General features: G+C 44.1%; 22 protein-coding genes. 5 read left to right on the top strand and 17 right to left on the bottom strand.

The window, feature by feature from the left end; all coding sequences use genetic code 11:
• Nucleotides 1-132 precede the first annotated feature (132 nt).
• The 12 genes from AC58U0_RS30655 to ilvB all read right to left on the bottom strand — a co-directional run bounded on the left by AC58U0_RS30655 (nt 133) and on the right by ilvB (nt 14,178).
• Complete coding sequence (locus AC58U0_RS30655) at nt 133-1,251, bottom strand: Ger(x)C family spore germination protein (protein WP_497382593.1); 1,119 nt, start codon at nt 1,249-1,251, stop codon at nt 133-135.
• A complete protein-coding gene (locus AC58U0_RS30650; protein WP_497382592.1) occupies nt 1,248-2,348 on the bottom strand; it encodes a GerAB/ArcD/ProY family transporter in 1,101 nt (366 codons plus the stop codon). The genes AC58U0_RS30655 and AC58U0_RS30650 overlap by 4 nt, the downstream gene beginning before the upstream one ends.
• A complete protein-coding gene (locus AC58U0_RS30645) occupies nt 2,345-3,463 on the bottom strand; it encodes a Ger(x)C family spore germination protein (RefSeq protein ID WP_497382591.1) in 1,119 nt (372 codons plus the stop codon). The genes AC58U0_RS30650 and AC58U0_RS30645 overlap by 4 nt, the downstream gene beginning before the upstream one ends.
• The gene (locus AC58U0_RS30640; protein WP_497382590.1) at nt 3,460-4,560 is read right to left on the bottom strand and encodes a GerAB/ArcD/ProY family transporter; all 1,101 of its coding nucleotides are present in this window, start codon (nt 4,558-4,560) and stop codon (nt 3,460-3,462) included. Before AC58U0_RS30640 ends, AC58U0_RS30645 begins: the two co-directional genes overlap by 4 nt.
• On the bottom strand, nt 4,557-6,092 hold the full coding sequence (locus AC58U0_RS30635) for a spore germination protein (protein WP_497382589.1): 1,536 nt from the start codon (nt 6,090-6,092) through the stop codon (nt 4,557-4,559). The genes AC58U0_RS30640 and AC58U0_RS30635 overlap by 4 nt, the downstream gene beginning before the upstream one ends.
• 149 nt (nt 6,093-6,241) lie before the next feature.
• Nucleotides 6,242-7,081 (bottom strand): VanW family protein, encoded by an 840-nt coding sequence (locus AC58U0_RS30630; protein ID WP_497382588.1) that lies wholly within the window; start codon nt 7,079-7,081, stop codon nt 6,242-6,244.
• A 101-nt stretch (nt 7,082-7,182) separates the two neighbouring features.
• Nucleotides 7,183-7,452, bottom strand: a complete 270-nt coding sequence (locus AC58U0_RS30625; RefSeq protein ID WP_497382587.1) for a hypothetical protein — start codon at nt 7,450-7,452, stop codon at nt 7,183-7,185.
• 178 nt (nt 7,453-7,630) lie between these two features.
• Complete coding sequence (locus tag AC58U0_RS30620) at nt 7,631-8,827, bottom strand: aminotransferase-like domain-containing protein (RefSeq protein ID WP_497382586.1); 1,197 nt, start codon at nt 8,825-8,827, stop codon at nt 7,631-7,633.
• 96 nt (nt 8,828-8,923) lie between these two features.
• Complete coding sequence (locus AC58U0_RS30615; protein ID WP_057305083.1) at nt 8,924-10,471, bottom strand: 2-isopropylmalate synthase; 1,548 nt, start codon at nt 10,469-10,471, stop codon at nt 8,924-8,926.
• Between the two features lie 329 nt (nt 10,472-10,800).
• On the bottom strand, nt 10,801-11,793 hold the full coding sequence (gene ilvC, locus AC58U0_RS30610; RefSeq protein ID WP_047681140.1) for a ketol-acid reductoisomerase: 993 nt from the start codon (nt 11,791-11,793) through the stop codon (nt 10,801-10,803).
• A 151-nt stretch (nt 11,794-11,944) separates the two neighbouring features.
• Nucleotides 11,945-12,436 carry an acetolactate synthase small subunit gene (ilvN, locus tag AC58U0_RS30605; RefSeq protein ID WP_056835944.1) on the bottom strand — a complete coding sequence of 164 codons (492 nt, stop codon included), beginning with the start codon at nt 12,434-12,436 and terminating at the stop codon, nt 11,945-11,947.
• Entirely contained in the window at nt 12,433-14,178 is a 1,746-nt protein-coding gene (ilvB, locus tag AC58U0_RS30600) for a biosynthetic-type acetolactate synthase large subunit (RefSeq protein WP_497382585.1), read from the bottom strand. Before ilvB ends, ilvN begins: the two co-directional genes overlap by 4 nt.
• Before the next feature lie 515 nt (nt 14,179-14,693).
• On the opposite strand from ilvB, the gene AC58U0_RS30595 reads away from it, so the two are divergent.
• The 3 genes from AC58U0_RS30595 to AC58U0_RS30585 are packed head-to-tail and all read left to right on the top strand — an operon-like array spanning nt 14,694 to nt 18,600.
• Nucleotides 14,694-16,214: a spore germination protein gene (locus AC58U0_RS30595; protein ID WP_497382584.1), complete on the top strand. Its 1,521-nt coding sequence runs from the start codon at nt 14,694-14,696 to the stop codon at nt 16,212-16,214.
• Nucleotides 16,215-16,237: 23 nt separating this feature from the next.
• Entirely contained in the window at nt 16,238-17,461 is a 1,224-nt protein-coding gene (locus AC58U0_RS30590; RefSeq protein ID WP_497382583.1) for a Ger(x)C family spore germination protein, read from the top strand.
• Between the two features lie 29 nt (nt 17,462-17,490).
• The gene (locus tag AC58U0_RS30585; protein WP_497382582.1) at nt 17,491-18,600 is read left to right on the top strand and encodes a GerAB/ArcD/ProY family transporter; all 1,110 of its coding nucleotides are present in this window, start codon (nt 17,491-17,493) and stop codon (nt 18,598-18,600) included.
• A 151-nt stretch (nt 18,601-18,751) separates the two neighbouring features.
• Here the strand turns inward: AC58U0_RS30585 and rplT are convergent, their stop codons facing one another.
• From rplT to AC58U0_RS30560, 5 genes are all read right to left on the bottom strand, one after another.
• Entirely contained in the window at nt 18,752-19,111 is a 360-nt protein-coding gene (gene rplT / locus AC58U0_RS30580; RefSeq protein ID WP_029199204.1) for a 50S ribosomal protein L20, read from the bottom strand.
• A 54-nt stretch (nt 19,112-19,165) separates the two neighbouring features.
• Nucleotides 19,166-19,369: a 50S ribosomal protein L35 gene (gene rpmI / locus AC58U0_RS30575; RefSeq protein WP_171649758.1), complete on the bottom strand. Its 204-nt coding sequence runs from the start codon at nt 19,367-19,369 to the stop codon at nt 19,166-19,168.
• A gap of 30 nt (nt 19,370-19,399) precedes the next feature.
• Nucleotides 19,400-19,900: a translation initiation factor IF-3 gene (gene infC / locus AC58U0_RS30570; protein WP_047681158.1), complete on the bottom strand. Its 501-nt coding sequence runs from the start codon at nt 19,898-19,900 to the stop codon at nt 19,400-19,402.
• A gap of 226 nt (nt 19,901-20,126) precedes the next feature.
• Nucleotides 20,127-21,362 (bottom strand): glycosyltransferase family 2 protein, encoded by a 1,236-nt coding sequence (locus AC58U0_RS30565; RefSeq protein WP_497382581.1) that lies wholly within the window; start codon nt 21,360-21,362, stop codon nt 20,127-20,129.
• Nucleotides 21,363-21,711: 349 nt separating this feature from the next.
• Nucleotides 21,712-22,890: a glycosyltransferase family 4 protein gene (locus tag AC58U0_RS30560; protein WP_497382580.1), complete on the bottom strand. Its 1,179-nt coding sequence runs from the start codon at nt 22,888-22,890 to the stop codon at nt 21,712-21,714.
• Between the two features lie 194 nt (nt 22,891-23,084).
• Between AC58U0_RS30560 and AC58U0_RS30555 the strand changes: the two genes are divergently transcribed.
• Nucleotides 23,085-23,612, top strand: a complete 528-nt coding sequence (locus AC58U0_RS30555) for a phosphatase PAP2 family protein (protein ID WP_057304655.1) — start codon at nt 23,085-23,087, stop codon at nt 23,610-23,612.
• Nucleotides 23,613-23,616: 4 nt separating this feature from the next.
• Nucleotides 23,617-24,747: an MGDG synthase family glycosyltransferase gene (locus tag AC58U0_RS30550; protein WP_497382579.1), complete on the top strand. Its 1,131-nt coding sequence runs from the start codon at nt 23,617-23,619 to the stop codon at nt 24,745-24,747.
• Nucleotides 24,748-24,783 lie beyond the last annotated feature (36 nt).

Genomic DNA, 24,783 nt, shown 5'->3' with positions numbered 1-24,783 from the left:
GATTAGTAAACCTGCTCTTGAAAGCATTTACTATCGTTATATACTGCTAACATTGTATCATAAGTAGCCCCTCTTCTTTAGATATAAAAGCTATCGCATTTATAGGTATCACCTATTAACATTTCTCAAGGACTATTCAGAAACCCCAATACTTTTAATGATGACTTTAGGTGAAACATTGATAGTTGCTTCAGATAGCGCTTTTCCCCAGTTATCCTCTACCTTCTTCCAGTCTTTAATCTGATATGCGCGTACATGGACGCCAAACTGAAAAGGATCTACTTGATATTTTTGAGCTTTCTTGATTAAAGCCTCGCATTCTTTTTTCAACTCTTTTTCAATGACTTGTTCTAGCTGTTTTTTCTTCTCATCTAAGTCTAAGGTAAACAAGCGCTCCGTCAAATCGATCTGAACCTTCATCTTAATATCGATTGTAAGATCGCCGCCTTCGAAATTCGCCTTCATCTTAGGCTTTGCCTTTTTTATATTGAAACTCACATAGGACAACTTTTCATCCGTATGGAACAATTCAGGAGGTAAGTGAAACGTTAACGGTATAGGGTTATTCACATCGCCCTGTAATAATAGGAGCAGAGAACTTTCTTGATGATTCAAAGAAGTCGCATAGGTGCCGTCTTTATGCAAAAGAACTGTACCTGAAATCACGAGGTCATTTTTCTCTACTTTCATTTCAGTTAACGTAGGCGTCATTCCTTTATCCTTCATTTGTTGATGAAATCGCTGTAGTGAAGTTTGCACGGAAATCCTGCTCTTATATGCGCTATCTAGCAGTTGTTTAATCACATTGGACACTATGCCTTTATCACTCATGTTCGTATACATCACATCTTTAACGGCCCCATCAACCACAATCACATTCGCATTAATCTCATTTCGGGAATCGCGGAAGAGAACATCCAAATAGGGGAATGCGTTTCTTTGCTGCAGCAGTTTTTTTCCTATAAGAACATTTTGCGATTTTCCGTAAGCAAGGTTGCCACTCGTCTTACTATTAATTCCCCCTTTTGATTTGCGCATCGTTTTAGCACTTGTTGATGTGATTTTATATCTATCTGTGGCTTCTTTGTTGAAGACAGGAGTAGACGTGAATACGATTAGCTTATTATTCTCATCAAAATCTATAGCCTCTGTAAGAACAAACTGTTGATTCTCTAAATAAATGGCTTTACCGCACCCAGATACAAACAATAAAATTGCCAATGTTAGAAAAATGTAATTGAATTTCTTCATTGTCGATGTTCCTTTCTTCTGCGATGAAAAAACCATCCGTACATCCAAAGGAAAATAGGGAACACAAAAGCGAAGCATAAACCTATAGTCCCCTGTGATTTGCCCATTTTAGTTATTTGAGAAGAAGTAGGGATAAAAAAGAAACACATAACGATCCATAGGATGATATGAATTCGTATTGAATTTCGATGATCCTGTTTGCCAAATAATTGACTTATTCCTAGCGTAGCCGTGTAGAGGTAAGGAATAATCGTCATAAAAATGATAAATAAATAAAAGGAAAGGCAGATTATTTCCAGCCGTTCCAAAAAAGGCAATCGGATAACTTTCAATAAGTTGAGCACGGGATAAACGTACTCTGTCACCTCAACTGGAGAGAATTTAACAAAACAGACGATTGTAGTCGTTAAATAGATAATCATCGATAAGGAATTTGCAATAACAATTCCCTTGGATGCTGATTTCTTATCCTTTAGAAAGGGATATAGGATGAAAGCCAGTTCAAATCCTAGGAAAGAAAATACGGTTGATTTTACGGCAGAAAGAATGGGAAACAGTCCTCCTTTTCCAATCGGAAGAAGGTACATCCACTCAACATCCTTTAGTGTTAATAACAACAAGAAGGACATCCAAAAAGTGATCATAAAAACAAACTCAGCAAAGAGTCCGATCACCCTTATTCCCTGCTTGGTAATCATATAGATGGGAACGATAAACAGGATCATTAAGATGAAGTTCCGTATATCCGGAACGATCCATATCTTTATGATGTGAATCGTTGCAAGCATGATTGTAATTGCTGAATATGCCGCAAATAATATCCATGCTACCACTAAACCTTTGCCCACCCAGTTACCAAAGTATTTAGTTAAAAGTTCGAATAACGTATGCTCGGGATTTTTCTCCAGAACTCTTATGATGACCAAGCTTACCAGCATAGACATAATCCAACCCAGTACAATGGATATCCATCCGTCGGTACCCGCACTTTTAGCCAAATCGCGTGGCAGGGACAGGACACCGATCCCAACTTGGGTTTCACATATAATAAAGATGTATTGTTTCAAGGAGATTTGATTCATCGAATATTTGTTCATTCGGAAACTCCGATACTTTTGATGGCAACTTTAGGTGAAACATTTACTGTTGCTTCAGATAGAGCTTTTCCCCAGTTATCCTCTACCTTCTTCCAGTTTTTATAATCGTGTGCCCGCACATAAATCCCAAAACCAAAGGGATCTACTTGATTCTTTTGAGCTTTCTTAATTAAATCCTGGCATTCTTTTTCAAGTTCTTGTTCAATCTCTTGTTCCAACAGTTTGCTCTGTTTCTCCATGTCTAAGGTAAACATACGTTCCGTTAAATCGATCGGAACCTTCATCTGAATATCGATGGTAAGATGGTTTCCTTCGAACTTTGTCTTGAAATTAACCTTTACCTTATTCATATTGAAACTCACATAAGACATTTCTTCATCCGTATGAAACATCTTAGGAGAAAGGTGAAACGTTAACGGTATGGGTTTGTCCATATTACGCTGCAATAATATCAGTAGAGAACTTTCTTGTTTATTGATAGAAGCTGCGTAGGTACCATCTTTATGTAATAGAGTAGTCCCTGAAATAACGAGATCATTCTTCTCTACTCTCATTTCAGTTATGCAAGGCGTCATTGCATTATCCGTCATTTGTTGATGGAATTTCAGCAGTGTAGTTAGCACTGAAATTCTGCTTTTATATGTACTTTCTATCAATTGTTGGATCGCAATACCTATTCGGCCTTTATCACTCATATTCGTATGCATCACCTCTTTCACAGACCCATCAAGCACAATCACATTCGCATTAATTTCATTTTTGGGATCGCGATAGAAGACATCCAAGTAGGGTAATACATTCGTTTGCTGCAGCATTTTTTTTCCTATAAGAATACTTTGCAATTTTCCAGCTGCAATATTGCCGCTTAGTTTCGACTCGAGTTTTTTCTTCGATTCACGCATCGTATCCGCAGTTGTGCTTGTAATTTTATATCTATCCTTAGCTACGTTACTGAAGACAGGACTTGAAGAATAGACGACCACCTTCTTTTCTTCATCAAAATCTATACCCTCAATAAGAAGAAACCGTTGAGTCTCTATATAAACAGCCCTGCCGCACCCGGTTAACCATAATAAAGCTGCCCCTGTTAAGAAAATGCTCTGCCATTTCTTCATTGTTTCTGTTCCTTTCTAACGAGATGAAACAGCCATCCGTAGATCCATAGGAAAATAGGAAACACGAAAGCGAAATAGGTACCTGCCATCCCCCACGATTTGCCCATTTGAGTTACTTGGGAAGAAGAAGGGAGGAAAAAGAAAGACACTACAGTCCATAGGCACACGAGTATTTGTAAAACATTTCGATGATCCTGCTTGCCGCATAATTGACTTGCTCCCAGCACAGCTGTGTAGAGGTAGGGAATGATCGTCATAAATAGCAGAAACAAATAAAAGGAAAGAAAAGTGATCTCCAGCCGTTCTAAAAACGGCAATCGGATGAGCTTCAATAAGTTGAGCGTGGGATAAGCGTAATCTTTAATTTGATCTTGAGAAAACCTAACAAAACTGATAACTGTCACCATTAAAAATACAAACATGGATAAAGAGTTTGCAATTACAATTCCTTTGGTCGCGGATTTTTTGTCCTTTAGAAACGGATATAGAATAAAAGCCAGTTCAAATCCAAGGAAAGAAAGGATGGTTGATTTTACGGTAGACAGAATGGGAAGCAATCCTTCTTTACCGATTGGAAGAAGGAAAAGCCAATGGGTATCTTTGAGTGTATAAAACAACAAGAAAGGCATCCACAAAGAGACTAGAAAAACTAACTCAGCAAAGATTCCGATCACCCTTATTCCATGCTTCGTAATCATATAGATGGGAATGACAAACAGGATCATCAAGATAAAGTCACGAATATCCAGTATGATCCATACCTTTATGATATGGATCGTTGAAAATATGACCACACTTGCTGCAAATGCCGCATACAGACTCCAAAGTACAGATAAACTTTTACCTACCCACTTGCCAAAGTATTTAGATAAAAGTTCGATGAACGTATATTCGGGGTTTTTTTCCATAATTCGAATGATGATTAAGCTTAACAGCATAGACAATATCCAGCCCAATAAAATGGATATCCATCCATCCTTACCGGCAGTTTTCGCTAAATCGCGGGGAAGGGATAAGACACCGATCCCGACTTGCGTTTCAAATATAATAAAGATATATTGTTTCAAAGAAATTTGATTAAACGAATATTTATTCATGGTTGATCTTCACCTTCTCTGTTTGCTCCCTGTCTTTGTAGTTGGGTTGGATCAGCCGAGAGCGGGCGTTTTTTCATTTTCCACATGGGGACCCGAATCCATACGTCTTTCCAATCAGACAGTCGGATTGGAGCAACTGGACTTCCATAGGAAATCCCAAAAGATTCCATTGAAATAAGGTGGGCCCCAATAATCATCAGCCCTATCACAATGCCTACCATACCGAACAAAGAGGCCATAATCATCATGGGAAAACGGAGCAATCGCAGCGAAGATGACATGTCGTAATCCGGGATAATGAAAGAGGAAATAGCTGTGATAGCAACGATAATCACCATAATATTACTTACAATTCCCGCTTGAACCGCCGCCTGTCCGATGACAATACCCCCTACGACTCCAATTGTTTGTCCAATAGGGCCAGGAAGACGCAAACCTGCTTCCCTTAACATCTCTAAGGCTAGCTCCATGAGAAATGCCTCTACAATCGGAGGAAAAGGTACCTTTGCTCTGGATTCCCCGATCGATATCAACAAATCCAAAGGTAGTACTTCATAATGAAACGAAACAATGGATATATAGACAGCCGATAAAGAGATCGTCGTAATTAAGGCTAGAAAACGTAACAGACGTAGAAAAGTGGCTATGATCCAGCGATTGCTGTAATCATCGACACTTTGAAAGAATGCCGAAAAGGTTACAGGAGCAATGATCACACTGGGGGAATGGTCGACAATGACGACTATTCTTCCTTGCAAAATATGAGCTGCTGCAGAATCCGGACGTTCCGTCATGATTAATTGTGGAAAAAGACTTATGGGATGATCTTCAATAAATTCCGCTAATTCCCCCGTATTTAAAATGGCATCCACATCAATTTGCAGCAGACGGTCCTCCATTTCTTTTACGAAATCGGGTTGTACAACATCTTCGAGATACATCACAGAAACTCTCGTATTTCCCCGTGATCCGACGAAATATTCTTTTATTTTCAGTTCGCGATTAGGAAGATAGCGCCTGATAAGGGCAATATTCTGCCCGGACGTCTCCACAAATCCCTGATGCGACCCCTTTAACGTCGATTCGATTTGCGGCTCTTTAATCGCTCTTTGAGGCCAGCCTTGCGTATGTAAAACAAGCGAACGCATCTGCCCATCAATAAGCAGGATGCTTTTACCTTGGAAAATCGAGTTTTCAATATCTGACCATAAGCTTACAATTTCTGTTTTTGCAATCGTAATGGAAGAGTTCCAAATATCGTTAACCGATTCGATTTCATAGATGAGCGGTGTTAAGATGTTATTATTAATCGCTGATTTATCAATAAGCCCTTCCAAATAAACCAGTACAGCATTGCCCCCTGTTCTTAATTGAAACTGTCGAGTAACAAGATCTGGGGCATGACTAAATAAGGCGTGTAGGGTAATTAGGTTATCTTCTAGGGTCCCTGAAATCGGGTGATTAAGATGACCAGATGATTTCTTGACTGGAGCTGATTTTATGCCATTTAACCATCTACGGATCGTCCCCATCCCTGCACCACCATTCTGATATCATGTACCCAATAGTTTCCCATATATAGGCAAAATTATTCGGAAACCAAGGTCATGTAAACAAAAGCAAAGAAGCCATCTGGATGTATCATCCAAACAGCTTCAATAGGATTTCCCGTTTATCTTGGTTACAACGATAAAGTCTCTGGATTTGCAGTTGATGATGTGCCTTGCGGCAATAAGGGCTCATACATCATTATGGCATGATTCTCAGTCACCCATTCATCACCTACGATTTCCCTTGCCAAGTTCAGCACTCTGCGATGTATCTCATTATGGCGAACATAACCGCCCCAATATTCGCGTGAGATCCAATGCTTGTTCTCATAAATTTCATAAGTATGAATGGCTGGCCTAACAGCACGCCACTCCCCAACCAAGTGAGTATCCGTTACCCGGATAACGAGTTGAAACTCCTCCGTCGTCTCATTAAGAATTTGCAAGTCTATATAATTGTAGAAACAAGTTGCCCCGCTTCCAAAAGGTTGACTCCTACCTGCATCCGGAAATACGTCATAACTGTGCCGATACCTTTCCGTTACGGTAAGTGGCGTATGCAGCGTCATCCAGTAGATTAAATTCGAAAGCTGACATAACCCACCTCCAACGCCCGCATGCACCTGCCCATGAAAAAGCACCATACCGTCCAGATAGCCTTTACGCCGTGTCGTATTGCCAATTAACCGCCAATAGGAGAATGTTTCTCCTGGCTTCAGAATGACACCGTTTAACTGCTTGGCTGCGGTCTTTAGATTAATCACTTTATTATGTTGCAGCCACATATCTACATCCTTCAGCTGTCTAAGGAGTGGTGTTTTATGTGAAAATAGGAGATAAGGGAGAGGCTCTGCTTGCTTCGTCTTGGCATATGTCTTACCATCCAAAAACCACTGAAGATACCTTTTAAGTCGATACACTTTTTTACCCAGGAATATTCTTGCTCGGCTTCGGTTGATGGGTTTAAGCAAAGAAAAGCCTCCTTCAACAACAGACAATTTCTTCGATCATTGTGAGCAAAAAAGCCGCCAATGCCAGTAATAATTTGCTGACTTGGCGGCTTTTTATGACCTTAGAGCTTTGAGATAACGATGGAAATAAGAATACCCGTAATTGATATCCAAAAGAGATAAGACTTTACGATTCTACCAAGCAATGAATCTTGGAATTGAAAATGTTTCTTTTGATTATGTTCCATATTCAAATCAGTGGCTGACCCGCTAGTGCCGCCCACTCCAGTCAAACTAGTAAATCCCTGACTCCATGCACCTTTTGCAATAAAAGTTACAATCAGCAATAATAAAGAACCCATGAACAAATAATTGGAAATCTGTATCAACATGAAGTCACCCATCCTTTCCATTGTCCTCCTTTTATCATAATTTGTAATATATTCCATGTCAATGATCCGTCAAATCCCATTGAAGATGCCTGGGGATAAGCGGCTCTTTCATTTTACAAAAAAACACCCTCCTACTGATGGTCTTAGACGACCAATTCGCATGAGGGTGCGTTATCTTCTATGCATTTTGTAGATATGATTCCATAGCCTTAGCTAATTTCTGCATACCGAGAATCGTGTTCGCACGATCCGTATGTGTGTAATTCAGGCGCATCGTGTTGTATTGTGGATTTTCGGCGTAAAAAGTGGATCCTGGTACAAACGCTACGCCTTCTTTTACCGCAATTTTCAGTAGATCTTCGGCACGAATATGCGCCGGCAGCTCCACCCAGATGAACATGCCGCCTTTCGGTTCTTCCCACTTCAGTCCAGGCCAGTTTAAATCTTTCAATAGGCCTGACATGAATTTCATCCGATCCAGATATTGCTCACGAATTAAGGAGATATGTGCGTCGAGATCAAAGTGCTCAAGCAAATGATACAGCGTTTGCTGATCAATTGTGCTGGAGTGCAGATCCGCAGATTGCTTAAAACGAGCAATTTGGCGAATAATGGTTTCATCGCCCATGACCCATCCTGTACGGAAGGCAGGCGCGACGGTTTTGGAGAATGTGCTGGTATAAACAACATTCCCGCCTTCGGCTTTCCCCCCCAAAGAGAAGATGGATGGGTATGCTTCGCTTTCATCAAACTGGATTTCTCCATACGGATCATCTTCCAGAATAAGCACTTCCGCGCCGCGGCAAATATTCAGCAAGCCTTGACGACGTTCCAAGCTCCATGCACGGCCTGCCGGGTTAGAGAAGGTCGGAATGACATAAACCATCTTCGGATTGTGCTTCGCAATTTTGGCCGCTAGGTCTTCAAGAATCATACCGTCATTATCGCTATCAACCGAATAAATCTTAGCGCCTTTGGCTTGAAATACTTGAATCGCTGCCAAATACGTTGGGCTTTCAACAAGAATGACATCGCCTTCATCAATATAAACACGCGTCAGAAGATCAATCGCTTGCTGAGAACCCGTCGTCAGCAGCATCTCGTCAGGTGTTACATGCATATTCTTAGCAGCCATACGCTTGCATAAGGATTCACGAAGTGGCTTATACCCCTCGGTCAAACCATACTGCAGCGCTGACTTCCCGCCGCCAATCACTCTTTGAAACGCATCAGCAACCGCGTCCAAAGGAAAAAACTCTTCAGCAGGCAATCCGCCGGCAAAAGAAATAATCGAACTGCCTTGTGTCAGCTTGAGAATTTCTCTTACCGCCGAGGATGAGAAACCTTCAAGCGATTTAGAAAATCGATATTTCATAAATGGACGCATCCTTTCGCATTGGTAGAAAGCACCCCTCCTCGCTATGCTTGGAGGTGAGGTGCTTATCTGGGTGGTGCCGTGGACTCAAGGTTATTAAATCAACGTGACGTTGCTTCTGTTGCTTGTTGGAGTTTTGCGTTTATCAATGAGCCTGTTCACAGCGTCCAAATATGCTTTGGCGCTTGCTTCCAGAATATCCGTGGAAATACCGCGGCCTTGAACGGCTACATCGTTCTGCTTAAGAACAACGTGAACCTCGCCTAATGCATCTTTCCCGTGGGATACGGATTTGATGGAGTAGTCATCAAGTTCGACGTCTTCCTTCGTTGCTTTATCGATCGCATTATAAATCGCATCAACCGAGCCGTTACCGACCGCGCTTTCAGCCACTTCAGTACCGTCCTGGAAGCGAACATGTACCGTTGCCGTTGGTGTCATTTGGTTGCCATATGCAACCTGAAGCGTACCTAGCGCGAAAATTTCCGGTGTCTCGATCAATTTCTCTTCGATCAATGCGCGAATATCTTCGTCTTCAACCTGCTTCTTGCGATCTGCCAAATCTTTGAACTTGGCGAAAGCCGCGTTCACTTGCTCGTCTCCGAGGTCGTAGCCGAGATCAATTAGCTTCTCACGGAACGCGTGGCGTCCGGAGTGTTTACCCATGACGAGCTTACTTTCCTTGACCCCGATGGTCTCAGGGGAAATAATCTCGTAAGTCGTTTTCTCTTTGAGCATCCCATCCTGATGGATGCCGGACTCATGGGCGAACGCGTTAGCGCCGACGATCGCCTTATTGCCTGGCACCACCATGCCGGTCAGCTTGCTGACCAAACGGCTGGTGCGGTAGATCTCTTTCAGCACAAGCGAAGTCTTCGCTTGGTAGAAGTCCTGGCGCGTCTCGAGCGCCATCACAACTTCCTCGATCGAGGTGTTGCCCGCTCGCTCGCCGATCCCGTTAATGGTACCTTCGATTTGATCGGCACCATTAAGTACCGCCGCCAGCGCGTTAGCCGTCGCCATTCCGAGGTCGTCATGGCAGTGCGCGCTCAGCTGAATCTTCTCAATGCCTGGCACGGTCTCCTTCAGCATTTTGAAAATATTGCCGTAGTCGTACGGTGTCATAAAGCCGACTGTATCCGGAATATTCACCACGGAAGCGCCAGCACGAATAGCCATTGCTGTTACTTCTGCGATGAAATCCAGCTCTGTACGACCAGCATCTTCGAGTGAAAACTCGATTTTGCTGAAATACTTTTTCGCATATTTAATCGCTGCTTCGGCTGTCTCCAGCACTTGGTGTTTCTCCATCTTCAGCTTATGCTGACGATGAATAGGAGACGTCGCTAGGAAAAGATGAATACACGGGTCCTGAGCGCCCTGCAGCGCTTCACGGACGGCCTCGATGTCACTCTCCTTCGAGCGGGACAAACCGATAACAGAGGCATTCCTGACGGCTCTAGCTACGGCATTCACGCCTGCCAAGTCACCTGGTGATGCAGCTGGGAAACCAGCCTCCATACGATCAACGCCAAGCTTCTCAAGCTGCAGCGCGATCTCGACCTTTTCCTGCGTGTTCAGGTTCACACCTGGTGATTGCTCTCCGTCTCTTAGCGTTGTATCAAAGATGTAGATTTTGCGCACCATGTCACCTCCTAAAAGATGGTTGTTTAAATGTGTTAATACCTTACTTGAAATTCACAACCGTTCCGGTCTTCAGCACTTACTTCCGATCGTTTCTTGAAAACGTGTCCCCCTCATCTGACTAAAACAAAAAGTAGGGACACGTTTTCAAATACGAACGCTACGCTTCTCCAGCAAACACTGAGCCCTCCACTGAGCATTTCGAAGAAGGCTATTAAAAGATTTAAGACAACATTTTTACTCGTCTTTATAGTATTCACAGGGAGTGATTGGGAAATTCTCCTCAATCACTCCCTGTGGAAGGTATTGCTATAGATTAGTACTTATGATTACTTTTTGATCCAGTGCATCATTTCGCGCAGTTCTTTACCAACCACTTCGATTGGGTGCTCTGCTTCATTGCGGCGAGTTGCGTTCATGAAAGCAAAGTTGGATTGGTTTTCCAAGATGAAGTCGCGAGCGAATTTACCTTGTTGAATATCAGTAAGAACAGCTTTCATTGCTTTTTTCGTTTCAGCTGTGATAATACGTGGACCAGTTACATAGTCACCGTATTCAGCTGTGTTGGAGATGGAGCTGCGCATGGAAGCAAGTCCGCCTTCATACATCATATCAACGATCAATTTCAGCTCGTGCAGACACTCGAAGTAAGCCATTTCAGGTGCATAACCAGCTTCAACCAATGTTTCGAAACCTGCTTTAACCAGTTCAGAAGCACCGCCGCAAAGAACAGCTTGCTCACCGAACAAATCAGTTTCTGTTTCTTCACGGAAAGAAGTTTCGATAACGCCTGCACGTGTACAGCCGATACCTTTTGCATAAGCAAGACCGATTGCTTTTGCGTTGCCAGTAGCGTCTTTCTCGATTGCGATCAAGCCAGGAACACCAAAGCCTTCAACATAAGTACGACGTACCATGTGACCTGGGGATTTAGGAGCTACTAAGAATACATCTGTACCTTCAGGAGCTACGATTTGTCCGAAATGGATGTTGAAACCATGGGAGAACATGATCGCTGCGCCTTTTTTCATGTTCGGTTGAATGGACTCACGGTAAACGCGAGCTTGTGTTTCATCCGGCATCAAGATTTGGATAACGTCAGCGCGTCTTGCTGCTTCTTCAACGGATACAACTTCGAAACCATCATTTTTTGCAGAGTTCCATGAACGACCTTCACGAAGTCCGATAATAACGTTCAATCCGCTGTCACGCAAGTTTTGTGCTTGTGCGTGCCCTTGGGAACCATAACCAACAACTGCAATCGTTTTACCTTTAAGTACCGCTAAGTCTGCATCTTTTTCATAGTAAGTAGTAACTGCCATTCGAATAAATCCTCCTTTGATATGATGAATCCGTATTGTCTACCCCTTGAGTGGGTGTTTCAACGATTTACCCTTTTCAAGCGCTAAAGAGTACACCGCTGAAAGCCCCACTCAAGGAGGCTTTACCTCTTTACTAAAACTGCTTTATGCCTTATTTAACTGAACCGCGAATCATCGCTGTGACTCCCGTGCGGGAAAGCTCACGGATGCCATAAGGACGAAGCAATTCGACCATAGCATCTATTTTATCTGAATCTCCAACAACTTGCACGATAATTGAGGCTGGCCCAATATCTACAACCGCTGCGCGGAATGTCTCTACAATACCGAGTATTTCCGGACGCATAATCGGTTCTGCATTTACTTTAATGAGTGCCAGTTCTCTGGCAACCATTGGGTTCGAGCTTAGGTCGATGACTTTAATGACGTCAATCAACTTGTACAATTGCTTGGAAATTTGCTCAAGCGTGTTGTCGTCCCCTGTGGTGACGATTACCATTCGGGAAAGTCCGAGTTCTTCGGACTCCCCTACAGTGATGCTTTCAATATTGAAGCCTCTGCGTCCGAACAAACCGGATACACGCTGCAGGACACCAGGCTGATTGTTTACGAGTACGGAAACTGTATGTTTAGTTGTCGTCATTCCGAATCCCCCATTAACATGTCACTAATTGTATCGCCTGCTTTAACCATTGGGAAGACATTCTCACCTTTTGGCACGACGAAATCAATAACGACAGGACCCGGTGTATCGAGTGCTTCCTGCCATGCTCTTCTTGCTTCTTCCTTCGTCGTGGCACGCAAGCCTTTTACGCCGTAAGCTTCTGCCAGTTTCACGAAATCAGGGCTGCCAGCCAGGTCAATATGGCTATAGCGGTTATCATAAATGATCTCCTGCCATTGACGAACCATACCCAGCACTTGGTTGTTAATAATAACAACCTTCACCGGAATGTTGTTAATCGCACAGATCGCAAGCTCTTGCGCACACATTTGAACGCCGCCGTCGCCATTAATGGATACAACGAGTTTATCCGGGTTCCCCATTTGAGCACCAATCGCTGATGGGAAGCCGAAGCCCATTGTACCAAGACCACCGGAAGTAACCAAGGAGCGCGGGTTTTTGAAGCGATAGAATTGAGCTGCCCACATCTGATGCTGTCCAACGTCTGTCGTTATGATCGCTTCGCCTTTCGTCGTCTCACTAATCATTTCGATAACGTATTGTGGCTTCAATTCCGTCTCGGTATTGCCGTATTTCAGAGGGAACTTCTCTTTGCTTTCCTGAAGCTCAGCAATCCACGCTCCGCTCTTCGCAGGCTTTGCTTTGGTATTCGCATATTCCAGAACAGCTTTCACGTCGCCAACACATGGGATATCCGTCTTCACGTTCTTGCCAATTTCCGCAGGATCAACGTCAATGTGAGCGATTTTCTTCACTTTTGGAGCAAAACCGTTCAAATTCATCGTCACGCGGTCATCGAATCGGGAACCGATAGAAATCAAGAGATCCGCATTCTGAATGGCTGTGTTCGCTGTAAACGTCCCGTGCATACCGGGCATTCCGAGCCATAGCTCATGTGCGCTTGGGAAGCCGCTTAATCCGAGCAAGGTCGTTGCAACCGGAATCTGTGTTTTATTGACGAACTCGATTAATTCTTTGGATGCGTCTGCGTATACAACACCGCCGCCTGCAATAATGACCGGACGTTCTGCTTCTTCGATCGCTTTAATCAGCTTATCCACTTGCAGTTTATTCGGATGCACCGTTGGGTTATAACCGCGGATGCTTACATCCGTTACGGGTTTAAATATCGTTTTATTAGCGGAGACATCCTTTGGTATATCAATGAGTACCGGACCTTTACGACCTGAGTTCGCTATATGGAACGCTTCATGAATGATGCGCGGTAGATCGTTTACGTCTCTAACCAAGTAGCTATGTTTGGTAATAGGCATCGTAATACCTGTAATATCTGCCTCTTGGAAAGCATCCGTACCAATGAAGTTTGTTGCTACGTTCCCTGTAATGACGACGAGCGGAACGGAATCCATGTAAGCTGTAGCTATTCCTGTGACGAGGTTCGTTGCCCCCGGTCCGGAAGTTGCGATACATACGCCAACTTTACCTGTGGAACGTGCATATCCATCAGCTGCGTGAATGGCTCCTTGCTCATGTCTAGTCAATAAGTGGTTAAAATCATCAAAACCATGCATTGCATCGTAGATGTACAAAACAGCGCCGCCCGGATATCCAAAGACGCAGTCCACACCCTCCAGCAATAAGCTTCTCAGCAGAATTTCGGAGCCTGTAATCAGGTCCGGCTTCATAAGCTTCTCAATCAATTCTTCTTTTGACTTCTTTGGTTCAGTTTGAACATTCATTGTGATCCTCCTCTCAAAAAGTAAGTCCATGTCATTCTGCGAGCTTTCTTAGACAATAAGAAAAACCCCTATTCATCCCATACACGCACGTAACGTGTAAAACGGGACGAAAGGGGTTCAAGCTTCCGTGGTACCACCCAAATTTGCTACGCGCCTCACAGCACATAGCCTTAGCAGGTATGTTCATGAGAACAATACCCTCAGCACGATAACGTGTGCTCTTCCGATTTCCCCTAGTACCTGCGTCTGTACGCATGTTTCAGGAAAACAGCTCCGAGGCGACTTCGTACGTAAGGGATTAAGGCGATGGTTTCAGCAAGTCCAACGCTCTCTGCGCATAAGTGCCCTTATTACTTCTTCCTCTTCATAGCCGATTCGTTAGTGTTGATCACCATATATAATATGATTTAGAGATTATTATATGCATCCCCAGAGTATTAGTCAATAGGAGATCGAATAAAACCATCGTAAATGAGGGAAGATACTACCAATTCAGGAAATGAGGGCTTCTGCTGATGAAATCTTCTCTGAAACCCGTCCTCCCCTTATCGACGAATTTGCAAACGAATCTATCTATGCTTCAAGAATCACTCGGTGATTCACCGGATATAATCATTCGGATGCTCGATATGCAGGTTAATCAGGAGTATTGCACCCTAGCATTAGTATACATTGACGGGCTTGTTCAATCGGATTCCGTTCATAAGCATCTTATTGAGCCATTATTAAATGCTCAGGCAACTGAAAAGATAAGCGAGCAATATTGCGGGATTCATGAAGTGCTGCAGCAAACCATTACAGTTGGCGAGCTTTATGAAGCTAAAGATAATTCCGAGCTGCTTGGAGCTATTTTAGAGGGCAGCACGGCTATTTTGATCGACGGTTTCGACGAAGCGTTTATCGCCAGCACCACGGGATGGGAGAAGCGAGCGATTGAGGAGCCTCAGACTCAAACCGTCATCCGAGGACCTAAGGAATGCTTTACGGAAGATATCCGAACGAATTTATCCATGCTTCGCAGAAAAATCAAATCGCCTGATCTTCGCTTCCAAAGCATGAAAATTGGCCGTTACACGCGTACTGAGGTCATCCTGACATATCTTCAGGGCGTCGTCAATGAGAAGGCTCTAAATGAAGCGCGTAGTCGGCTTTCTGTCATTGATACAGACAGTATTTTGGAGAGTTCTTACATCGAGGAGTTCATCGAGGATAAAGGATATACCCCTTTTCCAACCATGATGAACACAGAACGTCCAGATACCGCGGCAGCAGGTTTACTTGAAGGACAAATCGTAATCATTGTCGATGGAACCCCGTTCGCTTTAATCGCTCCGGTGACATTTTATAAGTTCCTGCAATCAAGCGAAGACTATTACCAGCGATACGATATTGCTTCTTTTGTCCGTTTAATCCGATATGCTTCTTTTTTCATCTCCATGCTGCTTCCTTCACTCTATATCGCGATTACAACTTTTCATCAGGAGATGCTGCCCACGACATTACTTATCAGCCTCGCTGCCCAACGGGAAGGGGTTCCGTTCCCCGCACTTGTAGAAGCATTTCTGATGGAGATTACGTTTGAGGTGCTGCGGGAAGCAGGCGTGCGGATGCCCCGTGTCGTTGGACCTGCTATCTCTATTGTTGGCGCGCTTGTGCTCGGACAAGCAGCCGTGCAAGCTGGGCTCGTATCCGCGGCCATGGTCATTGTCGTCTCTTTCACAGCCATCTCCAACTTTGTCACTCCTGCGATTAACCTAGCTGTCGCAGCGAGACTGATTCGCTTCATGCTTATGCTCATGGCGGGTTTTCTAGGATTGTTCGGCATCTTATTTGGATGCATGTTCATTCTCATTCACATGTGTTCCATTAAATCGTTTGGTATCCCATACATGGCACCGATATCTCCGTTTATCGCATCAAATGTGAAGGATATCTTCATCCGACTTCCATGGCGAAAATTATTCAAGAGGCCGGAAATGTTAACCAAAAATGTTTACAGACAGCCCCCTCCTGCTAAATCTTCAAAGAAAAAATAATGACACAAGGAGGGGAATGATTCATGCGAATCATGCGCCGAGTGGTATTGACAAGCTTGATCTCTTTCGCGCTTTTAAGCTCCGTTACTGGATGCTGGGACCGAACTGAATTAAATCAGATCGCGATCACTTCCGCGACAGCAATCGATTGGGAAGATAATCATTGGCAAATCTCTTACCAAGTTGTCATTCCTCAATCCATATCCAGTGCAGGAGGAGCGATTATTCAGCAAGCCCCCGTGATGGTATTCTCCACAACCGGAGATTCCATCCAAGCAGCTGTTCAAAGAGCCAGCCTGGAGATGCCTAGAACCATGTTCTTCGCTCATAATCGCGTTGTCGTCATAGGCGAAAGCGCCGCTCGCCATGGCATCTCTCCGATCATAGACGTCTATTTACGAAGCGCGAACTCTCGGGAAACTGTCAGTTTGCTCGTCAGCAGAGACAAGGGACGGCGAGTCCTAGAGCAAATTCTACCGCTTGAAAAGATTCCGGGTGCTGCCTTACGAAATATGGTCCTCAATGAGGATAAAACCGATGCCAACCTCAAACAAGTCATGCTTTATGAATTTGCCATGGGGATGTCTGGCGATTCTGGCTACACGATTATGCCAGAAGTGTTTATTTCGGGACAAGGGGTCGGATCCACGTCGGTCGAAAATTTGAAAAATACAAATTTTGATACCAAACCTAAAATGGGACGGATAGGCATCTTCCAAAAAGACAAGCTAATCGGTTGGATGACAGGACATGACGGTTACGGCATGAGCTGGATTAAAGGTAAAATCAAACAATCCATCTTGTTTTTCCGCTGTTCTAAGGATGGTACTCAACTTCTCTCATCGATGCGGATTAATAAGGCTTCAACCACTTTAATCCCTGTAAATATCCACGGACAGTGGGTTATGAAGGCTAAGGTGAAAGCTAATGGACAACTGCTTGAGAATGGCTGTAATATTGATGCCTCTAAGCCAGAAGGCATTCGCAAAATGGAGGAGCTCATCAGTGCTGAAATCTCCAATATTATGCAAAATTCCTTGCATAAAGCCCAGAGCATGAAAGCGGATGTGCTCGGATTTGCAGGTCTTATTCACAGAAAAGACCCCGAAGCTTGGAAGCTGATGAAAACGAACTGGGAAGAGCATTTCACACAGATCAAGATGGAGCCATCTTTCAAAATCGAGATTGAGAATATCGGGATGAACGGCAAGTCGATCAAGCAGCTTATTGAAAGAGACAGTCAATAAAGCGTGATCTGACGAAGGAGGATATTCGCATGGAACGAATTGGTAACTACCAGATTATCGTTATGATTATTCTTTTCCAAATCGGTAGTACGCCTCTTTTTGCCATTGGCAGCAAAGCGAAGCAGGATTCATGGCTTGCTATGCTTGTAGCAGCAGCGATTGGCTTTATTCTGCTGCGGATGTTTCTATATATACAAAGCATTGCCCCAGATCAGTCACTAATCGTTTTAATGCGCATCTGCTTCGGCAAGGTGGCTGGGAGCATTCTCAGCAGCACTTTTATTGTTTACTTTGCCTACGAGTCTATGAGAAACGTGCGTGACTTTGGCGAGATTACCAGCATAACGCTACTCACCCGAACGCCTAAATCCATTGTCATGCTGCTGGTCATCCTTTTAGCTGCGTATATGATTGTCATGCGTATTGAAACTTTTTGCCGCGTCGTTGAAAGCCTGATAATCCCTGTGCTTTTCAGCTATGGGGTACTGTGCTTTCTCATTTTCGGGTCCAAGCTGATAAGTTTTGATCGTATTCAGCCCGTCATGGAGAACGGCTTCATGCCCATTCTCAAGACGGCGTTTCCCGATTTGGTCTCTTTTCCTTTTGGCCAAATGGTCGTTTTCCTGATGTTTTGGCATCTCATGTCAGACAAAAAGAAAGTAGTTCGAATAAGCAGTTTCGCCTACCTTGGCGTTGCTTTCTTCCTCATAGTGATGAATATGATTAATGTGCTGGTGCTTGGACCAGAATTAATCGGTAACAGTACCTTACCCTTCTTGCAAACTGTACAGCTAATCCAGGTCGGCGATATTTTTGAGAGGCTTGATGTATTCGTTACATTGCTTCTGTTTCTCGGACTATTCGTTAAATTAACCGCATTCTTCTGGGCAGCATCTTACGGGATCTCACAGCTTACGGGCGGCAGTAGCAAGCTTTCGATTTGCATTGTTGGCGCCGTGATTTTCATCAGTTCTTTTCTTGAACCCAATTATACCTACCACATTTGGCTAGGCCTAACGGTCAGCGTTAAGCTATTTACCATCTTCCAAATCTTCCTACCTGTAGCAATGTTCATCGCAATTCTAACCCGCAAGCTGAAGGCAGAGCCATCATCCGAGGAGACTCAACCTGTTGGTTAGTGTATATTAAGCAAACAAAGAACTGTGGCTTTGTGCCATGTATGGCCAAAATGTGATGTCCCTTTCGCTGCTGCTAGATCCTAACATGGCCTAACAATTAAAAAAAGCTTGCCCCCTCACGGGGACAAGCTCCTAGGACGCGAAGCGATGCTTACGCGTTTACTTTTGCTTTTGCAGCTGTTGCCAAATCGTTGAACGCTTTGGAATCATTCACAGCTAGATCAGCCAAGATTTTACGGTTGATGTCGATACCAGCCAATTTCAGGCCGTGCATCAATTTGCTGTAGCTCAAGCCGTTTTGACGAGCGCCTGCATTGATACGTGTAATCCACAGTCTGCGGAAGTTACGTTTCGTTTGACGACGGTCACGGTAAGCATACACTAAAGATTTCATTACTTGTTCTTTAGCTGTTTTAAATAAGCGATGCTTGGAACCGAAATAACCTTTTGCTAGTTTCAAAATTTTCTTGCGACGGTGAGCGCGAATAAATCCGCCCTTGACTCTTGCCATGGTGAACTACCTCCTGGGATATATAAATGATGTTCGAATTTTAGCTAATAACGATTAACCTTTGATAAGGGACAGTTGTTGTTGCAAACGACGTACATCGCCTGGAGCCATAACTGGGTTTGTTCCAAGAACACGTTTAGTACGTGAAGATTTACCGGAAAGCAAGTGGTTTTTACCTTGTTTGTATCTCATCACTTTGCCTGTGCCAGTAATTTTGAAACGGCCTTTCAAGCTGCTGTGTGTTTTCATTTTCGGCATGGTGTTGTTCCTCCTAATTTAGTATAACGCCTAGGTAGTGACTTTCGGCGTTAAGATCATGATCATGCTTCTTCCCTCAAGCTTTGGAGCGCGCTCCTGTGAGGAAATGTCAGCTGTTTCAGTAGCTAAACGTTCAAGCACTCTACGGCCAATCTCCGAGTGCGCTATTTCACGACCACGGAATCTGACGCTGGCTTTCACTTTATCGCCTTCGCCAAGAAACTTAACGGCATTGCGAAGCTTCGTTTGGAAGTCGTGCTCATCGATTGTCGCGCTTAAGCGAATTTCTTTGATATCCACGATTTTCTGGTTCTTGCGAGCTTCTTTTTCTTTCTTCTGTGTTTCATAACGGAATTTACCGTAATCCATAATGCGGCATACTGGCGGCTTAGCCGTCGGTGCCACATTTACCAAGTCCAAATTCGCGTCAAGTGCGATTTGAAGAGCTTCGCGAATCGGCGTGATGCCGAGTTGTTCTCCGTCCGCCCCAATCAGGCGTACTTCCTTCACACGAATCTCGTCATTAATCATATGGTCTTTGCTAATAGTATTCCACCTCCAAAAAGTATGTAACGCTCTGTCTAACAATATAAAAAAGATGCGGGCGCAGTGGCCCACATCTTCATCAATAACAGGTTCATGCAAACCTATTGTACATTCATGACGATTCATTCAAACCAGCCAACGGTGTTGGTCAGGTGAGAAGCGGGCGCTTCTGCTTTTACTTGAAATATAATATCATCTCATTCAGAGAAAGTCAACTCACTTGTTTACTTTTCATTTCGTCTAAACGAATCACACGTGTATGCTCCGTATGGCTCCATTGTTTGTTGTTTTGCGTGAAGAACGCATAGAACGTAATTGGCCACCAAGAAAGCATAAATATCGGATATAGAATTAAATATTTATATACTTTGCCAGGTGCCTTCTCAATCAACATGGAAATAGGCAGCAGCACATAAATTGCTATGCTGACGGTGTTAAAGAAAATAGGATTGATATCGGCAAGCATAGGCGCGTCTGCCCAGCCCGGAGTCACCGATTTAATCCAAAGCAGCACAGAGATAATCGCACCGAAAAAGAAGTTATATACGTTAGCGGAGTAGATAGCCGCGTCAATCTTCGTCCAGCTGCCCTCTTTGATACCTTGCCACAATAGGGGGAAGAAATAACGCTTGGCCACATCAAAGTGTCCTTGCATCCAGCGCAAACGCTGTTTGGCAGATACTTTAAACGTTAGCGGCTTCTCATCATAAACAATCGCCTCATAGTTGTAGGTCGGTCGAATACCGAGCTTAATGCAGCGCATGGAGAACTCAAGATCTTCAACAAGGCTGGTTGCTCCCCAACCGATCTGTTTAAGCAGCTTGGATTCAAAGCACATTCCTGTGCCTCCCAAGTAGTTAGCAAGCCCTAAGTTTGTACGGGGCATTTGCCAGAAGCGGTTTGCAAAGTAATACGAGATTGCATAGGAACCTGTAACCCAGGAATCGTTCGGGTTCTTGCTGTCCAGGTAGGCCTGAATAACTCTGGAACCGGAGCAAAGATCATTGTTCATGTGCATCAAGTAATCAGGGCTGGATAGATTGTCAGCATCAAACATGACAACTGCGTCGTACTGTCGCTCCCGTTTCCAAAGCTCTTTCAGCATCCATTCGATCGCATAACCTTTCCCTCTCAGGTTCGGGTTATGGCGTTCCATGGCGTGAACACCATGACTGCGTGCAATATCTGCTGTATTGTCTGTACAGTTATCACAAATCACGAAGATGTCATAAAGCTCTTTGGGGTAATCCAAAGCCTTCAAATTCTCGATCAATGCGCCAACGACCTGCTCCTCATTATGAGCGGCAACCAATACGGCAAACGATTTCTGGGGAGTAAATTTCTTTTTGTTTCTGGGACGGTACCACCCGAAAAAAGTCAAAAACAACTGATACGCACCGACCAAAGCCAAGCCAATTTGAAAGGTAAGCATAATCTTGTCAAGCATGAAGCAAAGTCCCCCTTTTTTGTTTATGCACACAAGCTATCTTTTTATACGCGTATGCGCAGTTTTATGTACCATGTGAATAACCGTTCTTGATTTTCCTCTCTTTCCACTCATTTGTCAAAGTTCACAATGACGAATATAAGCCATTTCTCTGAGATTTGAGCGGAACGCGCACAAACTATGCAGGATGTGCTTGAAATCAGATCGTTAAAGTCCTGTTTTCAACGTTTTTCATTTTATTGTGTACCAAAAGTTCACCATTTAGACGAACTAGCCGTCCCCCATGTGATACGCGCTTTATTATAATTCACCTCAGCTGTCCCTGACAACTTTTGCTCATCTGCCCATGTTAACGGATCATACGGTTTGCATGCATGTGGGACTGATTGGCAGATGTCCTATAGACTACTTCTTCATAGCTGGCCAACAATTGGTTAAATATGTGATCCCAAGATTGACGCAAGGCGAACTCTCTCCCCGCAAAGGCAAGTCTCTGCCGAGTCTCCTTGGATTCATACAATCTTACGATGGCTTGTGCGAAAGCAGCTGCGTCGCCAGAAGGACAGAGTAAACCCGTCACTTCATGCTCAATAGTATCTTGTACCCCGCCTGCAGCTGCTCCAATCACCGTTGTCCCAGAAGCCATTGACTCCAGAACAACATTGCCGAAAGTCTCTGTCGCCGAAGGAAAAAGAAACACATCTGCAGACGCATAAAGATCAGCTAGCTGTGTCCCCTGAACGAAACCGGTAAAAGTAACTCCCGATGCCCCCCCATAACATTCGCGCAGCACTTCGGCAGACGGTCCGTCACCAGCAATAATGAAATGACAATCATCTCTGATCGCAGTTGGCAGTGCAGTAAAACTATCTAGTGCGACCTCTACACTCTTCTCAGGGGCTAAACGCCCGACATAAAGCATAACGAACTTTGCAGGATCTACACCATATGTCCCGAGTACTGACTTTCGGTCAACAATCGGCTGGAAACGTTCCGCATCGACACCGCGGCTCCAAATCTCTAAATGCCTTAACCCTTTAGCATGCAAATGCTGCAAGGTAGACTTAGAAGGCACATACACCTTCTGACAGCTTTGGTGAAACCATTGCATGTATTTCCAAAGCGTTGGCTCCACCCAAGGTATTTTATAATGACTTAAGTATTGGTCGAAGTGAGTATGGTAGGACGCAACTAGTGGCGTTTTGTGTTTACGAGCATGGTGCAAGCCAAAAAGTCCCAAATTGAAAGGGGTTGCACAATGAATAATCGTAGGCTGAAAGGCATGGAGGGATTTGCGAACATGGAGGGGATTTGGGATAGCTAATCGACATTCTGGATACAATAAAAAGGGAATACTGTAAAATCGTTCTACACGGAACGGATCGTTGTCACCCTCTGTCATACTAGTAGGAGCAAACACTTTGCAAGTCACATCTTTGGATTCCAAAAATCGCGTCCACCTGCCAAGTGTCTTGGCAACTCCATTTACATCTGGCAGGAATGTATCTGTAAATAAGGCAACTCTCAACCTCATCAGCCCCTTTAACATTTACCTTCAATTCCCTCATGTCACATCATGCTAGCACAGGATTGTTATCGGGAGATCAGAGGAGCGTTAAATTGAATTTCTTAAAATTTATTACTGCGTTAATCTTCCTTTAATAAATGTCCTTTACAATAGACTTATGAAAGTAACGCAAGCAGCGAAGGAGGCTACTACTCATGAGCAGGGTCGTACACTGGCTTCAGCATCATGAAACACGCGTATTCCACTTTGTGAATCAACGTATCCAGCACTTCTTCCTTGATCATTTATTTAATAAAATCACACATTTAGGCGGGGCCACAGCCTCCATTGCGATATCCTTATGCTTTGCATTATTCGGGCAAGGCCCACTGCGTACAGCAGGTATTCAAGCTCTCCTTGCCTTAACCATCAGTCACATTCCAGTTGCTATTATTAAAAAGAAATACCCAAGACTTAGGCCTTACCTGGTACACCCTCAAACCATTACTTATAAAAACCCGCTGACGGATCATTCCTTTCCTTCCGGGCACACAACCGCTATCTTCTCAATCATTTTCCCTTTTGTTACAGCCGTACCTGCACTTGGACTTATTCTCATACCGCTCGCATTAATCGTTGGTCTATCACGTATCTACCTAGGGCTGCACTATCCTTCCGATTGTATCGTTGGGTGTTTAATCGGAACGACGGCTTCTCTAGTGACAGTAGCATTCTGGGGGTAAACGAATGGATGTCTTGCATGGTAAAAAACGGGTTCTCATTCTTTCTGAAGGCTTCGGAGCCGGACATACGCAAGCGGCTTATGCACTTGCCGTAAGCTTAGAGCAGCGTTGCTCGACCATTGAGACACGAGTTTTGGAATTAGGTTCATTCCTTCACCCAACAATAGCGCCATGGATTATTCATGCTTACAAAAAGACGCTAACAGCTCAGCCCAAGCTTTACGGCCGATTGTACCGCTCTCAATACAAAAAATCGCTAAACCGCTTGACGCAATTGGCCTTGCATCGCATTTTTTATGCACAGACAGCGGCGATTATCCAGCAGTGGGCTCCTCAAGCTATTGTCTGCACACATCCTTTTCCCAGTGTTGTGGTATCTAGACTGAAAAGAGCTGGCTTAGACATCCCGCTATGCACGGTTATTACGGACTACGATGTCCACGGGACTTGGGTCAGTAGAGAAGTTAATAAATATATGGTATCGACAGAAGACGTCAAAAATAAACTGCTGGGCCGCGGCATCACGGCAGCTCAAGTCGAAATCACAGGAATTCCCGTTCATCCAAGCTTTCGTGTTGCCCACGATAAAGCGAAGATTCGACAGCAATTCCAGCTGGCATCTCTGCCTACCGTACTAGTTATGGGCGGCGGCTGGGGATTAATCGGCGGCGATTCGCTCAGTGAGCACCTGATAACTTGGAGAGATCGGATCCAATTCATATTTTGCTTAGGCAATAATGAGAAAGCACTGGCAAAGCTGGCGATGGACGCCCGCTATCAGCATCCCAATATTCATTTACTTGGATTTACCCAAGAAATTGGCAAGCTAATGGAAGCTTCCGATTTGCTCGTTACAAAGCCTGGGGGTATGACCTGCTCAGAAGGGCTTGCAAAGTCGATCCCCATGCTGTTCTATGATCCGATACCGGGACAGGAAGAAGAGAATGTCCACTATTTTACCCAGCTTGGCTTTGGTGAACCGATCCGATCTGCAGATACGATTGCGAACTGGTTATCAATGTTGGCTAGCCGATACACGGATGTAGAGGCTAAGCGCGTTTCTAATTATCATAAAAAGAAAATGTATCTTCCTTCAGCTGATTGTTCAGAGGTCATTATGCAATTGCTTGGGTGATTCGTGTAATAAAAAAGCTAATCTCCTACCGCAATT

Source organism: Paenibacillus sp. J31P190 (assembly GCF_059692075.1).
The sequence above is the reverse complement of the archived record's forward strand: the minus strand, read 5'-3'. Positions and strand labels throughout refer to the sequence as shown.

Bases quoted from the DNA above. Each gene is read 5' to 3' on its own strand.
- AC58U0_RS30640 (WP_497382590.1), bottom strand. From the start codon at position 4,560: ATGAATAAATATTCGTTTAATCAAATTTCTTTGAAACAATATATCTTT.
- rplT (WP_029199204.1), bottom strand. From the start codon at position 19,111: ATGGCAAGAGTCAAGGGCGGATTTATTCGCGCTCACCGTCGCAAGAAA.
- ilvC (WP_047681140.1), bottom strand. From the start codon at position 11,793: ATGGCAGTTACTACTTACTATGAAAAAGATGCAGACTTAGCGGTACTT.
- AC58U0_RS30565 (WP_497382581.1), bottom strand. From the start codon at position 21,362: ATGCTTGACAAGATTATGCTTACCTTTCAAATTGGCTTGGCTTTGGTC.
- rpmI (WP_171649758.1), bottom strand. From the start codon at position 19,369: ATGCCGAAAATGAAAACACACAGCAGCTTGAAAGGCCGTTTCAAAATT.
- AC58U0_RS30635 (WP_497382589.1), bottom strand. From the start codon at position 6,092: ATGGGGACGATCCGTAGATGGTTAAATGGCATAAAATCAGCTCCAGTC.
- ilvB (WP_497382585.1), bottom strand. From the start codon at position 14,178: ATGAATGTTCAAACTGAACCAAAGAAGTCAAAAGAAGAATTGATTGAG.
- AC58U0_RS30550 (WP_497382579.1), top strand. From the start codon at position 23,617: ATGGATGTCTTGCATGGTAAAAAACGGGTTCTCATTCTTTCTGAAGGC.
- ilvN (WP_056835944.1), bottom strand. From the start codon at position 12,436: ATGACGACAACTAAACATACAGTTTCCGTACTCGTAAACAATCAGCCT.
- AC58U0_RS30590 (WP_497382583.1), top strand. From the start codon at position 16,238: ATGCGAATCATGCGCCGAGTGGTATTGACAAGCTTGATCTCTTTCGCG.
- AC58U0_RS30555 (WP_057304655.1), top strand. From the start codon at position 23,085: ATGAGCAGGGTCGTACACTGGCTTCAGCATCATGAAACACGCGTATTC.
- AC58U0_RS30595 (WP_497382584.1), top strand. From the start codon at position 14,694: ATGAAATCTTCTCTGAAACCCGTCCTCCCCTTATCGACGAATTTGCAA.
- AC58U0_RS30625 (WP_497382587.1), bottom strand. From the start codon at position 7,452: ATGTTGATACAGATTTCCAATTATTTGTTCATGGGTTCTTTATTATTG.
- AC58U0_RS30655 (WP_497382593.1), bottom strand. From the start codon at position 1,251: ATGAAGAAATTCAATTACATTTTTCTAACATTGGCAATTTTATTGTTT.
- AC58U0_RS30645 (WP_497382591.1), bottom strand. From the start codon at position 3,463: ATGAAGAAATGGCAGAGCATTTTCTTAACAGGGGCAGCTTTATTATGG.
- infC (WP_047681158.1), bottom strand. From the start codon at position 19,900: ATGATTAATGACGAGATTCGTGTGAAGGAAGTACGCCTGATTGGGGCG.
- AC58U0_RS30585 (WP_497382582.1), top strand. From the start codon at position 17,491: ATGGAACGAATTGGTAACTACCAGATTATCGTTATGATTATTCTTTTC.
- AC58U0_RS30620 (WP_497382586.1), bottom strand. From the start codon at position 8,827: ATGAAATATCGATTTTCTAAATCGCTTGAAGGTTTCTCATCCTCGGCG.
- AC58U0_RS30650 (WP_497382592.1), bottom strand. From the start codon at position 2,348: ATGAACAAATATTCGATGAATCAAATCTCCTTGAAACAATACATCTTT.